At 39.5% G+C, this 15,446-nt stretch carries 17 protein-coding genes; 2 read left to right on the plus strand and 15 right to left on the minus strand.

The genetic code is table 11. The features are described from left to right. Positions 1 to 162: 162 nt before the first annotated feature. The 15 genes from MSG95_RS14885 to rpmH all read right to left on the minus strand — a co-directional run bounded on the left by MSG95_RS14885 (position 163) and on the right by rpmH (position 12,125). Positions 163 to 2,592: a DUF927 domain-containing protein gene (locus MSG95_RS14885; RefSeq protein WP_004745132.1), complete on the minus strand. Its 2,430-nt coding sequence runs from the start codon at positions 2,590 to 2,592 to the stop codon at positions 163 to 165. Then, on the minus strand, positions 2,585 to 2,878 hold the full coding sequence (locus tag MSG95_RS14890; RefSeq protein ID WP_004745131.1) for a hypothetical protein: 294 nt from the start codon (positions 2,876 to 2,878) through the stop codon (positions 2,585 to 2,587). The genes MSG95_RS14885 and MSG95_RS14890 overlap by 8 nt, the downstream gene beginning before the upstream one ends. Further along, positions 2,871 to 3,116: a hypothetical protein gene (locus tag MSG95_RS18940; protein ID WP_046693185.1), complete on the minus strand. Its 246-nt coding sequence runs from the start codon at positions 3,114 to 3,116 to the stop codon at positions 2,871 to 2,873. The genes MSG95_RS14890 and MSG95_RS18940 overlap by 8 nt, the downstream gene beginning before the upstream one ends. Before the next feature lie 146 nt (positions 3,117 to 3,262). Beyond that, positions 3,263 to 3,586, minus strand: coding sequence for a hypothetical protein (locus tag MSG95_RS14900; protein WP_004745129.1), 324 nt, complete (start codon positions 3,584 to 3,586; stop codon positions 3,263 to 3,265). A 10-nt stretch (positions 3,587 to 3,596) separates the two neighbouring features. Continuing rightward, entirely contained in the window at positions 3,597 to 3,965 is a 369-nt protein-coding gene (locus MSG95_RS14905) for a hypothetical protein (RefSeq protein WP_004745127.1), read from the minus strand. Further along, entirely contained in the window at positions 3,958 to 4,467 is a 510-nt protein-coding gene (locus MSG95_RS14910) for a BRO-N domain-containing protein (RefSeq protein WP_004745126.1), read from the minus strand. Before MSG95_RS14910 ends, MSG95_RS14905 begins: the two co-directional genes overlap by 8 nt. Continuing rightward, the gene (locus MSG95_RS14915) at positions 4,464 to 4,673 is read right to left on the minus strand and encodes a helix-turn-helix domain-containing protein (RefSeq protein ID WP_004745125.1); all 210 of its coding nucleotides are present in this window, start codon (positions 4,671 to 4,673) and stop codon (positions 4,464 to 4,466) included. Before MSG95_RS14915 ends, MSG95_RS14910 begins: the two co-directional genes overlap by 4 nt. 2 nt (positions 4,674 to 4,675) lie before the next feature. After that, complete coding sequence (locus tag MSG95_RS14920) at positions 4,676 to 4,912, minus strand: helix-turn-helix transcriptional regulator (RefSeq protein ID WP_004745124.1); 237 nt, start codon at positions 4,910 to 4,912, stop codon at positions 4,676 to 4,678. Between the two features lie 717 nt (positions 4,913 to 5,629). Next, complete coding sequence (locus MSG95_RS14925) at positions 5,630 to 6,490, minus strand: KilA-N domain-containing protein (RefSeq protein ID WP_004745122.1); 861 nt, start codon at positions 6,488 to 6,490, stop codon at positions 5,630 to 5,632. Positions 6,491 to 6,561: 71 nt separating this feature from the next. Beyond that, the gene (locus MSG95_RS14930; protein ID WP_004745119.1) at positions 6,562 to 7,818 is read right to left on the minus strand and encodes a tyrosine-type recombinase/integrase; all 1,257 of its coding nucleotides are present in this window, start codon (positions 7,816 to 7,818) and stop codon (positions 6,562 to 6,564) included. 206 nt (positions 7,819 to 8,024) lie between these two features. After that, positions 8,025 to 9,380: a tRNA uridine-5-carboxymethylaminomethyl(34) synthesis GTPase MnmE gene (gene mnmE / locus MSG95_RS14935; RefSeq protein WP_077165799.1), complete on the minus strand. Its 1,356-nt coding sequence runs from the start codon at positions 9,378 to 9,380 to the stop codon at positions 8,025 to 8,027. 91 nt (positions 9,381 to 9,471) lie between these two features. Then, positions 9,472 to 11,232 carry a membrane protein insertase YidC gene (gene yidC, locus MSG95_RS14940; RefSeq protein ID WP_004706192.1) on the minus strand — a complete coding sequence of 587 codons (1,761 nt, stop codon included), beginning with the start codon at positions 11,230 to 11,232 and terminating at the stop codon, positions 9,472 to 9,474. Between the two features lie 5 nt (positions 11,233 to 11,237). After that, a complete protein-coding gene (gene yidD / locus MSG95_RS14945; protein WP_004706194.1) occupies positions 11,238 to 11,558 on the minus strand; it encodes a membrane protein insertion efficiency factor YidD in 321 nt (106 codons plus the stop codon). A 10-nt stretch (positions 11,559 to 11,568) separates the two neighbouring features. Beyond that, on the minus strand, positions 11,569 to 11,961 hold the full coding sequence (gene rnpA, locus MSG95_RS14950; protein WP_004706196.1) for a ribonuclease P protein component: 393 nt from the start codon (positions 11,959 to 11,961) through the stop codon (positions 11,569 to 11,571). A gap of 29 nt (positions 11,962 to 11,990) precedes the next feature. Further along, positions 11,991 to 12,125, minus strand: coding sequence for a 50S ribosomal protein L34 (rpmH, locus tag MSG95_RS14955; RefSeq protein WP_000831329.1), 135 nt, complete (start codon positions 12,123 to 12,125; stop codon positions 11,991 to 11,993). A 668-nt stretch (positions 12,126 to 12,793) separates the two neighbouring features. On the opposite strand from rpmH, the gene dnaA reads away from it, so the two are divergent. Both dnaA and dnaN read left to right on the plus strand, forming a co-directional pair. Then, the gene (dnaA, locus tag MSG95_RS14960) at positions 12,794 to 14,191 is read left to right on the plus strand and encodes a chromosomal replication initiator protein DnaA (RefSeq protein ID WP_049065436.1); all 1,398 of its coding nucleotides are present in this window, start codon (positions 12,794 to 12,796) and stop codon (positions 14,189 to 14,191) included. Between the two features lie 97 nt (positions 14,192 to 14,288). After that, positions 14,289 to 15,437, plus strand: coding sequence for a DNA polymerase III subunit beta (gene dnaN, locus MSG95_RS14965; protein WP_004698161.1), 1,149 nt, complete (start codon positions 14,289 to 14,291; stop codon positions 15,435 to 15,437). Positions 15,438 to 15,446: the final 9 nt, after the last annotated feature.

A 15,446-nucleotide genomic window follows, 5' to 3' on the forward strand; every position in this document is an offset into this window, starting at 1 on the left:
GGCTGTTGCCTCTTTTTTTTCGTTTGGGCAACATGGGCAACAAATTTAGTTTTTGCTCAATTGTTGCCTTTGTTGCCTTTTCCATTTTCATTAGGGCAACACACTCAAAGCCTTTATTTATAAGGCTGTTGCCCTTGTTGCCTTTGTTGCCCTCTATTTTTGCTATTCCCAACTAAAAATAGCGTCTTTGATTGCATAAACTCGAATAGCTTTAGTTCGACTAGGTAAACGGACGGTTTTTGTAGTCTTGCCTGTATCGTGTTCAAGTAGTTTTTCAATCAATAAAGCCTTTGCGACTTTCCTATTATCATGCCCTTTGCACACTTCATTCTTGAATTGCTCAGGTAGCACAAGAAATAACTTTTCGCCATTCTCGATTTTCCAGTAGCCAACACGATTGATAATTTTCTCGATGTGGTCAGGGTCGGGTGTAATTGCCTCGAATCGGCTTGATTCGTTCGCCTCAAAGAATGCCTTAACATGGAGTATGTATTCTTTGGTTTGATAGTCCCCGACATACTCAAAGCTATTCACCCAATCATTAAATACTGCTTTCACAGCATTAAGCGCTGTGCCTGTTTGCCATGCTGTAATGCCTGCTTGTGTAGCAAGTTCGCCTGCAACGGCGATTAAAGCAAAAGCATTTGCCACTCGTACAATATGACCTTGTTTATGCTCTGCAATTAATTCAAGGTGATATTGCTCCAATAGCTGTTTAGCTTGGCTTATGACCTTTTCCTTATCTTGAGTTAAGTATCTCAGCCATGCCATGCCTGCAACGCCATAGGCTTGATTAGAACGCTCTACAAGCTGTCTTGATTGCTTTGCACCATCTTCGGCAAAGTCGATCTGATCAAATAAGCCATATTCTGACTGGTCTATATCAATATCAATCAAACGGATTTCTTGCCCTAGCTTGGTCTTTTGTCCGTTCTCTTGCATGATTTCTTTAAGGCTCTTTTCACCAGTGGAAAGGAAAATGATTTTCCATGCGTATGATGGCTTAGCTTTGATTTCCTTTGTCAGTCGTGCCTTACCTTTACCATTGGCAAGCATATAAGCAATATTGCCTAGCTCTTTAGGATTGGCGACTTCTCCAATTTCATCCAGTGCTAAAAATCCATCGTTGTGAATATATGCTGTATGTTCTAAAGCATTACCTGTTGATTTCCATGTTTTACAATAATGACTTGGTTTGCCCCATACACTACAGCCCACATATAACGCCGTAGTTTTACCTTTGGATGATTGCCCCTTGAAGTGTACGCCTGCACCTGTTTGTTGTTCTAAAGGTGCAAGTAATTGCCCTGCAAAAGCCGAACTCAATGCAACGACTAATTTTGAATGACTGGCAATAGGTTTAGAAATATTACTTTGCCATTGTTCTAATGTGCCCTTGCTTTGATAGTTGCTATCAATACCCTGTGTCGTTTGATAAACGATTAAATCACCATTTTCATGCTGTCCGATCTGCTCATTTGGCAATACAAAAACATTGTCATGCCATCCCACACGGTCAACACATAACGCCCTTGTTTCAGTTGGGTAGCTCATCAAATAACTTTGCAATAAGTTCCTTGCTTTGCCATCGGGTGCAATGATGACGCCTTGATAAGCTAAGGCTTTGCGAAGTTCCACGCCATCGGATTGAAATAGCTCCATAGACAAGGCTTGTGTGTGCTTCACACCATCAGCATCATGCCATTCTAATAAACGTCCCCAAGCGTTATTAGTGGTATCTCTTGTTTGTGCCAATACTCGAATCGGACTTGAGATATAACGCTTATACTCGTCATCTTTGGTCTGTTCGATGTAGTACAAGCCATCTTCTAAAAGATGAAATACGCCATCACCATAGCGGAAAGGTTTAGCTAAATGTCCTTTAGGCAATCTCTCTTTTTGGGGCAATAGGTCTATTGCTTCATCAATAAATGCCGTCACTTCTGCTATTGATTCATCTTTTGATAACTCAATCAGAAATTCACTTTCATCTATTTTTAAATACTGATTCAACAACTTTACAGCCGTGTTTTGCTCAAGCTGTTGAAATGGCTCAAGCTGTATATGTTCGGGTCTGACTGGCATATACAACCTGTCAAAACCTGACATTGATAATTGCTGAATAACAAACTGTATTTGCTCAAAATCAAACGGTTTGAGTGCTGTCATTCGTTTATTGCATAGTGTAGGCAATACAACCAAAACAACGGCGTAGCCAGTCTGTGCGACCTTAAAGAATGCCTCTAGGCTGTACGTGATAATGACTGGCTTGTCATGGTCAAAATCGCCATACCTTGCAAAGCCTCTAGCCAGTCCATCAGGTATGACGGCCACACGCTGCCCATCTTGCATGACTGCACATTGAACAAGCTCCATTTGCCCATCATAGATAGGCACAATCAAAGGCTGTGCATAGGTAACGCCGTTTATATCCACATTGCCATCATCAACATAAATCGGCTGTGATGGACTGCCAAAACGCTGTATTAATGGATGTGATGAATAGGCATCATTAAACGATACAAGCTGTGTGCATTCGTTTAAAATGGCTTTGGGTGTTATTAGTTCTTTGGGGTGGTCATAATCAAGCATTGTGGCCACCTTCTTCACCATCAAATGCCATCGGCAAGATAGCTTCAATCATTTCCAATTTCGTATGAATTTCAATAATAAGATTGGCTACGATTTCCGCTTTTATCATTAATTTATTGCCACCTTCAAAACATTGGAAAGTAGCAATCGAAATATCCTTTGCACTTGCTACCAATTCATAAGCAACGTCTTGAGCATTTAAATGATTTGCCTCTGGATGGGGTACAAAAAAGGTACTAGTGCTGCCTAGAGATGGGTTATAAGCTTTTTTGATTTGATTAGGCATGAGAATGCGCTCCATTTAGTTGAGGAGCTTTACCATTCACGACCAAGTGAGGGTGGCAAAGCTGAAAAGGGTTGGTCGACAGGCCTAAATGGTTACCTGCACACTCGAAAGTGTCCCTCTCCAGCTTCGCCATAACATGCGAACGCATAGAGATATTACGCATAAAAAAAGCCCGAAGCGGACCGTATGCGCCATTTAGAATATAGCCGACCAAAGCTAACTTTGAGATTTTGCTCAAAGCAAGGGAACTATAACTACGAAAGTTTCGTAGTGCAAGGGGTGACGGTGAAAACGTTACTAAACATGACAATGCCACAAGATTACCCCAAGACTTTATTGGAATCTGTATAGGGGTAATACAAGGTTTTTCTGACATCAACTTAATCATTTGCATGGCTTTAACCCCTGTGCCTTAGCCTGTTCCAGCAGCTTGAATACTTCACGTTGTGGCTGTGGCTCATATTCGCCGTGTATGCCATGTATTAGCTTCATCAGGCTTTCATGGTGCAAAGTGATGTGCTTATGGTTTGGCTCTGTACGCTCAATATCAATGGCGGTGTACATCGCCGTTTGCATATCCTTGCAAGGGTCAAGGCGGTGGATGGCATAATGCTCGTTATCAATAACTAGATCGGTATATTCATCTGTATCGGTACAAGGGCGTAATTCTGCTACAACGTAGGCGTATTCTTGATTATCAAAGGTCATGTTAAAGCCCTCATTGCACACGGTTAATATGGATATTTGAATCAATCAAAACGCCGTCATTTGATAATCCGACTTGCTGGCGGTTATCCATCATTTTTAATAACTGCTGTTCTGCTTCTTCAAAGCTAATGCCGAAATGCTTTGCAATATCCTCTAGGCGGTACATTGGTTCGCCGTCATCCGTGTAACCGCTTACTGGTGGCAATAGGTTTAGCTCTTTGGCCTTTTGGTGCATTTCTTCTTTGATATGCTCAGGCGTGTAGTGCATTGTCAAAATGAATGCCTGTTCTGTAATGGGGTGGTGTTCCCCATACTGGGCCAGCATTGCTTTGTAGTGGTCAAACGCTTTGAAAAACTCAGGGTTTACATGTTTATTCATGACTTACCCCTTCAAAAGTAAGCTGCAAGTTTGTTTTGCATGTCTGGATACGCATAGCATTTAAGTGCTTTTCACGTTTACGGCGGTGCATACCTAAGCTGTGAAACGTGCCTTTATCCTTTGATACTTTTTCTTCCATGCAAAGGCGGTTCAGTTCTTCATAAGCGGTCTGTCTTGCTGAATATGTGCCTGTCTTTCTGAGTGACGGCAATACCTCTGCAAATACCCAGTTTTGGAAATTGAGGGCTTCGGGTTTGGTTGATCTGAATACAATGCGGTAAAGGTTTTCTTCACTGATAAAAGTGAGTTTTTGCATACCGCCATTGGTAGGGGTGTACATGAAATGTATACCCTTTTCATTTAGGCTGAATCGGCTTGTATGGGTATTTTTAATATCTAATGCTTTGCACACATCAGGGAAACAAAACAAAGGTTCGCCGTTGTCATCTAAAACAATACGAACGGAACTGGATTTAAAATCGAAATGGGTTATGGCGTTCATGCTGCCACCTCTTTTAATTCATAACGTGCATGTGTGCCTCTATGGTTCAGGTTTGGTTCGTGATGGGTCATGATGTCATAACCTTGCTTTCTTAATCGGTCAATTACAGCCGAAAGGCGGTAACAGTCGCATAACTCTATGGCTTCGGCTTGGCTAAGCGTTTTGCCTTGCTTGAGGTGATTTAGTACGGCGGTTTGATGGTTCATGGTTAAGCCTCCATCACTGCATTAGTAGCTTTATGCTGTGCAATACGATTGGCAATCCACTGATCAATCTCTGACTCAATCCAAGCGACACGGCGTTCAGATAAATTTAAGCACTGGGGAAATTCACCATTTTTCATCATGGCGTAAATAGATGAAGCACCTAATCCTGTTTTGGTTTGCACCTCTTTACGGCGGATTAAGCGGTTATTTTCAATTTGTTGATTTTTAGATGTAGTCATCTAAACGACCTCGTTAGAGATTCGCCTAGACACAAAAATAGAAAGGTAGGAATGTTTAAGTTTTTAAACTAAGTTTTATCAGATAGATATAGGCTTTTATTAGCGTTCAATGCATTCAAAGAAATACAATCAATTAGGAAAAACTAACACAAACTGTTTACTTTGAACCTTTGGTTCATTATAGTTCTACCTATAGGGTAAGTTCGCTTACCTATATCGGAGTTCCGATAAAACTTGTTTTTAAGCTGTTTACATTTCTAAAGTTCCTTTAGGTTTGTGCCTGTCACGACGGTTTAAAAATATCGACATGAATTAATTTCCAGTTAATCTATGTCACCAAAGGGCTAATGTATTTCCAGTACATCAGCTCTTTTTTATTACTCATTGATCTGTCTTGAATTTGTTACAACTCAATGAACAAGTTAACTATGCAAGAATTGAGTAAAAATGTCTACTTCTTCGCAGTAATTTGTAACGCCAATCGCGTTAAATCTTGTCGTCCAAGATCATCAACGCACTGTTTTAAAACGGACGTAAACGGATTAATGCGAACGTAAACGGACACATCCTATCTCTTTGACTTCATTAAATAAGGTATAACAAAAAAATGTAAGTTAGCTTACATAAGTTGTTCACTTTGTTGAACATTTTATTAATCAAAGTTAATGTATCTTGATCATTCAACTAATTGTAAAGAATTGTAAATTCATCCAGTTTTTAGGGCTTTTTCTCAATCTGTGGCGACTCTGCTTGTTGCTCTAAACGCTTCATGGCTGGGGATTTACTCATACTTTCTCTTAAAGTTTTCTCTAATTCTTTTAACATGGTCAGGCGTTCACTCTGTGGGTAGCCTTGATTGATCAACAAAGAGTTCTGTAGCTCCAAGTTGGCAATAATGGCGTTATCCAATACTGTGGCATGGTCTCTCTGATTTCCTTTTAAACTGGGGTTCTGTTGCTGCCATTCCTTATGTGTTTTCCCAAACATCACCACATTAAATAAATCAGCTTCACTCGCATAAATAAAACCATGCTGTGATGCTGGTACATTGGTTAATAGGTTCATCTGCACGGCATCGGTATGAACATGATAATTGACCTTTGCCAATTCTCTTTTAACTTGCCATTCAATCGAATTCTGCTGGGCTTCCTGTTCTTTAAGACGTTGAAACTCTTTAATCAGGTACAGTTTAAATTCAGGACTTAGCCATGAACCAAACTCGAAAGCTATGTCTTTATGGGCGTATGTGCCACCGTTGTAACGTCCTGCCCTAGAAACTAAGCCGATAGCATTTGTTGCATCAATCCACTTTTTAGGCGTGAGACTAAAGCTATTTAACCCAGCCTGAGATTTAAAGGTTTCGAATTCGATACCTTTAAAATCAGAGTTATTGATTTGCTCCCAAATACCTAAAAACTCTATAGTATTTCGATTACGCATCCAGTTATAGATTAACTGGTCACCACCATCAAAACCCTTAACCATATCTGTAAGGTTGATATAATCATCATTATTTACCGTTGATACGGTGATGCTGATTTCATTAACTGATATTTTTCTATTCTTACTTTGTGCCACGTTGATGACTCCAGTTCTATATACTGTTGAACTATTCGAAAATTCCAAATAGTTGAATTTTGATCAAATTTTTAACTGCTTTTACGCTGCTTTACTTCATTAAAAAATATGAGATTCGGCTCATAGATCAGACTAAAAATAAAGTCACTCCATTTCTGCATCATCTTGATTCGTTCATTGGCATACTCTGCCTTGTTGTATACGCTACGTACTCCAGTTGCAGTATGGTTTAAACATTTCTCTATGGCATCACGGTTAAAGCCTTGTTCATTTAAATGTGTGCTTGCTGTACGGCGTAGGTCGTGAATGGTGAAGTTAGGAATATCGGTTAATGCTAACGCTGCCTTTTGAGCTGTATTAAAAGCATTGTGGCTGATATGTGTACCACGTTTACGCCCAACAAAAACATAAGGCTCATCGCCTGCAATGGTCTTGAGTTCCTTAAGAATCTCAACAACTTGAGTGGACATATATACAAGCATTTCACGGCTATGACCTGTTTTACTGTCCGCTTTTGTTTCAGGAATTAGCCATATCTTTGTGTCAAAGTTAATGTGTTCCCATTTCGCTGCAAGTAATTCAGATTTACGCAACAAGGTTAGCAATGACAGCAACAAGCCTAATTTACGTGACTTATAGATACGTGAATCGAGTAGGGTAGTGTAATAGGCTCGAATTTCTCCAGTAGACAAATAGCGGTCTCTAGGTTTGGCTTTGAATACATGACGTGTTGGAATTGCCATTACTGGATTATGTGGAACTAATCCAAGTGTTACAGCATAGTCAAACATTCGTTTAAGTAGTCCCCGTACTTGATTGGCTGCTGCATCATAGCCCTGTTCTTTTTTACGCCATATTGTGCGCCGTATACCCTCTATACCAATGTCTTTCATGGCGATATGCCCAAGCATGGGATAAATATCATTATTGAGATACATCAGCATTGATTCAGGATTTGCACGGTCTTTTAGTATCACTTCTTTGGTGTACCGTTCGCCGTAATCTCGAAATAGTATTGTTTCAAGATACCCTTGTTTTTCTTTGATTTTTTGTTGATGTGGGGAAATCCCTTTAGCAGCTTGGCTTGCTGCTTCATCTCTTACCTGTCTTGCATCTTTTAACGATAAATCGGGATAGCGTCCCAGTGTGAGCTTTTCTTGTTTACCGTTGAATGTGTAGCGATATATCCATGTTTTCCGCCCAGTAGGTCTAATCTCTAGGAATAATCCATTATTCGTCTTGTCCTTTGCTGTGTAGACTTTTTCCTGTGGTTTCAGGTTTAGAGCTTCTCGATCTGTACCAAAGGTATAACCGTTTTCTATGGGCATAAAATTAGTCTCAATTTTTATAAATCCTAGTCTCAATCAAAAAAAGACTAAATTGAGACTAAAAAAATCATAGCACTGTATGAACACATTGGACACTATTGAATAACTCACAGGCATTAAAAAAGCACTAAGTCACTATAACTTAATGCTTTATATATTATCTTTAGAATCTATTAGAACTAATTGAATATGACTAAAAGTTGGGATTATTTTCCAATACAGAAAGAACCAAAGATTTTGCCTAATAGGTCGTCAGCGCTAAAGTCGCCTGTAATTTCACCTAAAGCATTTTGAGCAAGGCGTAATGACTCGGCAACAAGCTCACCAGCGTTAAATACAACAAGTTGCTCACGTGCTTCTGAAAGATAGAGCTGTGTGCGCTTCATTGCGTCTAAATGGCGTGTTCTTGCAATAAACGTATCTTCCTCAGGGTGAAAACCTGCATGCGCTGTAATCGCATCTACGAGGCCTTGTACACCCATCTCTTGTTTTGCAGAAACTGTAATATGACGGAACCCCTGAAAATCAGTGATTTCGGCTAATTGACCGGTTAAGTCGCATTTATTACCAATTAGCATTAAACGTCGCGGTTCAATATGCTCAGCAAAATATTCTTGAGCGAGTTGTAATGGGTCATCACCTTGATTCAAGTCGTAAACTAACAACAATAAATCGGCTTGTTCAATTTCCTTGATTGCTCTGCGAATCCCTTCTTTTTCGACCACATCACCCGTTTCACGAAGCCCAGCCGTGTCTGTTAAAGTGATTGGTAAGCCATTTAAGCTAATTTTTTCATGCAAAACATCGCGAGTAGTACCAGCAATATCGGTCACAATAGCCCGCTCTACACCAGCAAGTGCATTTAACAAGCTCGATTTACCCGCATTCGGTTTACCCGCAATCACAACTTGCAAACCTTCACGCAAAAGTTGTCCTTGTCGTGCAGATGTTTGAACTGCATGTACTGACTGCTGAACATCTTCCAGTAAAGCTAAAATCTTACCATCTGCTAGGAAATCAATTTCCTCTTCAGGAAAATCAATTGCAGCTTCTACATGCAATCGTAAATGGATCAGTTTTTCTAAAACTGTATTAATTTTTGTTGAAAATGCGCCTTGTAAAGAACGGACTGCCGAACGAGCCGCAGCTTGCGAAGTCGCATCAATCAAATCCGCAATCGCTTCAGCTTGTACCAAGTCCATTTTGCCATTTTCAAAAGCTCGCATGGAGAATTCACCAGCTTTTGCAGCAATTGCACCAAGCTCAAATAAACGACCAAGCAAAGCATTTTGAATAACTGGACCGCCGTGACCTTGTAACTCGACAACATCTTCACCAGTAAAGGAGTGCGGATTTGGAAAGCACAACACTATCCCTTCATCCATGATGCTTCCATCTACATCATAAAACTTACTGAAACCAGCCATACGTGCTTCAGGCAAGTTTTTTTGCGTCAACTTTTGAGCAATTTCATAGGCCTTAGGTCCAGATAAGCGAATCACGCCCACTCCACCACGCCCTGGTGGCGTTGCAATTGCGGCAATTGTGGTTTGACTTTGCATATTACTCACCTAAAAAACCAAAAATACAGCCAAAGAAAAATCCGCTTAAGATTACCATCTTAAGCGGATTGATTCAGCAAAAGTTCAACGTTTAAGATGCTGATTCAGTCTTGTTTAGACGACTTTTCGCAACACTCTTGTTAATAAACGACTGCTGTAAAATAGTAATACTGTTGTTCACAATCCAGTACAACACCAGACCCGCAGGGAAGAACAACATAAATACCGTGAACATAATCGGCATAATGCGGAATACTTTCGCTTGCATTGGATCAGCAGGTTGCGGGTTCAACATTTGCTGAGCAAACATTGTCGCACCCATAATTAATGGCAAGATAAACCAAGGATCCATTGCTGACAAGTCTTGAATCCAGCCTAACCATGGCGCATGACGCAATTCCACACTTTCCATGAGTACCCAGTACAAAGCAAGGAAAATTGGCATTTGTAGCAATAATGGTAAGCAACCTGATAGGGGGTTAACTTGTTCACGTTTATAAAGTGCCATCATTTCTTGCGAGAAGCGCATACGGTCTTCACCGAACTCTTCTTTCATGCGTTGCATTTCTGGTGCAATCACACGCATTTTCGCCATAGAACGATAACTTTTTGAAGATAAAGGCCACAAAATCATCTTCACCATAATGGTAAGCAAGATGATCGACCATCCCCAGTTGCCTACAATGCTATGGAAGAATTGAAGACCTAAGAACAACAACTTGGCAATTGGCCATAACCAACCATAGTCAACAGTCTGGTTTAAACCTACAGCCAAATCTTTTAATTCAGATTGTACTTTTGGACCTGAATAAAGCTTCGCATCTACTTCCATTGAAGTGCCAGCTGGAACATTAATTACTGGCGACGTAAAGCCAATAATATTCATATGATCCGCAGACTGACGAGATTCAAGCTTCGCAACATAAGGCTGACCATTTGCTTGGGTCAGTTTAAGATTTCCAGGAATCCAAGCACTAACGAAATAATGCTGAACAATCGCAACCCATCCACCTTTAGCTTCAGTATTTACTTTTTCTTCTGAGAAATTAGCAAATTTAAGCTTGTTATAGTGTGAATCAGGCGTACCCCATGCTCCACCTAAGAAAGTTCCTAGTGTGAAAATACCTTGAGAAGACTTACCAGGATCCTCAGAGTTATCGCGCTTTAATTGTCCAAACATCTGACCTTGCCAATTTTGTTGGCTACGGTTAATGACTTGATGGCTTACAACAATCGGATACTGACCTTGAGTAAAGGTGAAAGTTTTAATAATTTCAACGCCTTCTGGTGTTTTAAATACCATAGGAACGTTTAAAACTTTTTCAGCTTGCCCCTTTTGATCTTGTACACCTTTAGCATCAGCCAAAGTATATGATGTTTTTTCAACCGCATATAACGGACGACCACCACGACTACTGTCTGGTCCATTCAAACCAATTAAGCCAGATTGAGCAACATATGTACGCTTGGCATCATTTTCAAGCATAACAAAAGGTTGATTACTGTCTTTGCTTTTGTCGTGAGAGAGTAATTCAATACGAACAATATCACCACCTTTTGGATTAATCCAAATATGGTAAAGGTCAGTTTGTACTGAAATAAGCTGTTGATTCACAGGTGCAGTTGCATCTGTGGTTTGTGACTGCGCAATATTTGCTTGTGGCACATCGGAAGCCACTGTTGCAGTTTTGGCATTTGGCAAATCAGCAGATACTTCATGCGAACTTACAGCCGCCGCTTGTTGTTGCGGTGCAGTTGCAGCATTTCCATAATCTTTTTGCCAAGCCAAAATGAGCAAATATGCGGTGACAAACATGGCCCCGAGAATTGCAAACCTGGCCCATTGTTGCATATCTATTACCCCAAATGGTTAGAGAGATTTTGCTTCATTAAACGATCACGAAAGGGTACAGCAACATGATGCGTTTGAGAATCTATTTGATGAAACGAAATAAAACGAATTGCTTTTGGCGGTACCGGATCATATCCGGAGCCTCCCCATGGATGACAACGGCAAATACGTTTAGAAGATAGCCAAACGCCTTTAATTGCACCATGAGTTTGTAATGCTTCTATCGCATATTGGGAACAAGTTGGAATATAACGACAACGGGGTCCAAGAAGCGGACTAATCGCAATTTGATACAGACGAATCAACCAACGCAAAATACGAACCATTGGTCATCTCTTAGTTCTGCGAGGTTGGGACAACTTTAGAATGTTTTTTTGCCAAGCGTTGTAATTTTTGCCAAGCAAAATCTAATTGTTGATATAGCTCAGCATTCGTAATCGTTTCAATACCAACTTTAGGCATTACAACAACATCTATGTCTAACCCAAATTTCGGCTGATTAAGACGAAAGCTCTCACGGGCAAGACGCTTTATTCGATTTCTTTCATGCGCACGGCGCACTTTTTTCTTAGCAACGACAATACCCAAACGGCTATTAGGCTGTTCGGTGAATTTTGCAAGAAATAAAAAATGGGGCTGATGCACTTTAAAAAGCGCACCATCAAATACACTTTTATAATCTGCAGCACAGCGTACACGACGATCTGTGCTAAAACTGTAAAGTGCCATCACACCCAAGTCTGGTCAGCTAACAGTAATTAAACAGTTAAGCTATGACGACCTTTTGCACGACGACGAGCTAAAACTTGACGACCAGCTTTAGTTGCCATACGAGCACGGAAACCATGAACGCGCTTACGCTTTAATTCAGATGGTTGGAAAGTACGTTTCATATTGAAACTCCCAAAAATGATCTTTCTATAAAGGTCCGCGATTTTATTGTGCAATGTTTACGCTGTCAATGAAAAACCGAGAAAGTTTTGTATTTAAGTCAAATTTTTACTTTCCTACCTTCTGTTTATATTTAGCTACTTTTTCTTACTTAAGAGTTATGCACAAAGTAATTGTTTATTTTTATTGAGACTTTTAAGATATACACTCCTTATTTACATACTTATCAACAAACCAAGATGTCAAAGTGGTTCTGGTTTGGTATATTTGAATTTAAATTCATTTTTTAGTTATCCACAATTTGATGTGACCCTATTAAATAAATTCAAATTTTAAAATTTAAATTTATTCTTATTAGTGTGGACTTTTTCTGTGGATTTCGTATTTTTAAATTTAAAAAACATATATTTGAGTTGTTGATAACTCTGTTTTTATTAACTTCATAGATTGTGGATAAGTTTATGTGTTAATTTATCCACAGGATATACAAAAAGTTATTCACAATTGGTTTTGAATTTAAATTTATTCACAAGAGTTTTCTTTTTAGACAAAATCAACTGAAATCGTCATGACAGATGTGGATAACTTGGGTAGAATGGCGACCCCTTCTTATCAGGAAGGGTTAATCTTTAAATGATTTGAATTTAAAACGCAGACATAGGGGATACACATGCTTTGGACAGACTGCTTAACTCGCTTGCGACAAGAGCTCTCTGATAACGTCTTTGCGATGTGGATTCGCCCTTTAGTAGCTGAAGAAGTGGAGGGTATACTACGTCTATATGCTCCTAATCCTTATTGGACGCGTTATATTCAAGAGAATCATTTAGAGTTAATTTCTATATTGGCAGAACAATTGTCAGAAGGGCGAGTACGTCAAGTTGAAATCTTGGTCGATTCCCGTCCTGGTAGTATTTTGTCTTCTAATGAGCAACCTGCAACTACTACAGCAGCTTTACAGACTGCTCCTGTAGCTCAACCTGTTAAGGTTAAAAAGGAAGTAGAAGCTGTTGCTAATAATGTTGTTAATCCTAAAACATCAAAAAAGAAGCTTTTAAATCCACAATTTACATTTTCTTTATTTGTTGAAGGCCGTTCTAACCAGATGGCTGCTGAAACATGCAGGAAGGTTTTAACGCAATTAGGTGCATCTCAACACAATCCTTTGTTTTTATATGGTCCAACGGGCCTTGGTAAAACTCACTTAATGCAAGCAGTTGGTAATGCATTGCTACAAGCTAAGCCGAATGCGAGAGTCATGTATATGACTTCGGAAAGTTTTGTACAGGATTTTGTGAGTTCCTTACAAAAAGGAAAGGTTGAAGAATTTAAGAAAAATTGTCGTTCTCTAGATTTATTATTAGTTGATGATATTCACCTTTTGGCTGGTAAAGAAGCTAGTCTTGTTGAATTCTTTTATACATTTAACGCCTTACTTGATGAATCTAAACAAATTATTTTAACGTCTGACCGATATCCTAAAGAATTAACAGAACTTGACCCTCGATTGGTTTCTCGTTTTTCTTGGGGACTATCAGTCGGTGTTGAACCGCCAGATATTGAAACACGAATCGAAATTTTACTTAAAAAAGCTGAAAATAGTGGCGTTGATTTACCTAGAAACTGTGCATTATTTATTGCTCAACAAGTGGTAGCGAACGTACGTGAACTTGAAGGTGCATTGAATAAAGTGGTTGCAATTTCACGTTTTAAAGGTGCTCCGATTGACCTTGATGTCGTACGAGAGTCTTTAAAAGATGTATTGGCGATTCGTGCACGTACAATTAGTGTAGAAAATATACAACGCGTGGTGAGTGAATATTTCCGTATCCCGTTAAAAGAATTAGTTGGTCCAAAGCGAACACGAATTTATGCACGACCACGTCAATTGGCGATGGGCCTTGCTCGTGAATTGACAGGTGATAGTTTTCCGGAAATTGGAATGGCTTTTGGTGGACGAGACCATAGCACCGTAATGCATGCGTGTGAAAAAGTGGTTAGTTTGCGGGAAGAAGATCCTATCTTTGACGAAGATTATAAGAACTTGTTACGTCTTCTTCAGAGTTAATGAAATCATAAGACGTTGTTGCAAAGTCTCCATAAGTGCAGCATAGTACACAGCTAAAAAATGAAATGTTTGCTCCAAGTTGCTAGAGGAATGAATCGTGCGTTTGAAAATCGCTAAAGAAAGTTTACTCAATGTTTTATCGCATGTTGTCGGTGCTGTAGAACGTCGTCATACCTTGAATATTCTTTCAAACGTCAAAATTCAGACTAATGGTCAAGCACTCACCATTACAGGTTCGGATTTAGAAGTTGAACTGGTGGCGAGTACTGCTTTATCAGAAGGGGCGTGCCTTGAAGCAGGTGAAACAACTGTTCCTGCGCGTAAGTTGATGGACATTTGTAAATCTTTACCTGCAGCTGCATTAATTGATTTACAAATTACTGAAGATCAACGATGTATTTTAAAGTCTGGTAATAGCCGTTTTGTATTAGGTACTCTGCCAGCTGAAGATTATCCGTTACTCAATACTGAGAATAGCCAAGGTACGCAAGTACAGGTGACTCAACGTGAATTAAAGCGTTTATTTGAAAAAACTGCTTTTGCGATGGCTGTACAAGATGTACGTTTTTATTTAACAGGTACTTTGTTAGAAATTGATGAAAATCAATTACGTGCAGTAACAACTGATGGCCACCGTCTTGCTCTTTGTGAAATTTTGGCTTCTTCTAGTTCATCTCAATTAGTACAAGCAATTGTGCCGCGTAAAGCTGTTGGTGAATTACAGCGTTTACTCAGTATTGAAGATGAGCAACTTACCTTGCTTATTGGCCGTGAATTATTAAATGTAACGATCAATACGCCAAGTCGTGATAAAGAACAAGGTGATATTACTGTTCGTTTTACGACGAAATTGATTGACGGAAAATTCCCTGATTACCGCCGTGTGATTCCACGTGGTGGTGATAAACATGTTTTGATTGGTCATGATGTATTTAAGCAATCATTACAGCGTGTCGCAATTTTAAGTAATGAAAAATTACGTGGTGTTTTCTTAAACTTTAATCAAGATTCTTTGCAGCTGCGTGCAAATAACCCTGAACAAGATGAAGCGATTGAAGATTTAGCAATCCAATATCAAAATTCACCATTAGAAATGTCATTTAATGCTCAATATTTACTTGATGTATTAGGTGTATTAGATGGTGATGATGTCAACATGAGCATGACTGAGGCGAACCAATCAGTATTGGTACAAGATCCAGCTCACCCTGATCAGACTTACGTTGTTATGCCGATGCGTGTTTAATTTGGTTTA

The organism is Acinetobacter sp. IK23, assembly GCF_035615275.1.
Lineage (GTDB): Bacteria > Pseudomonadota > Gammaproteobacteria > Pseudomonadales > Moraxellaceae > Acinetobacter > Acinetobacter seifertii.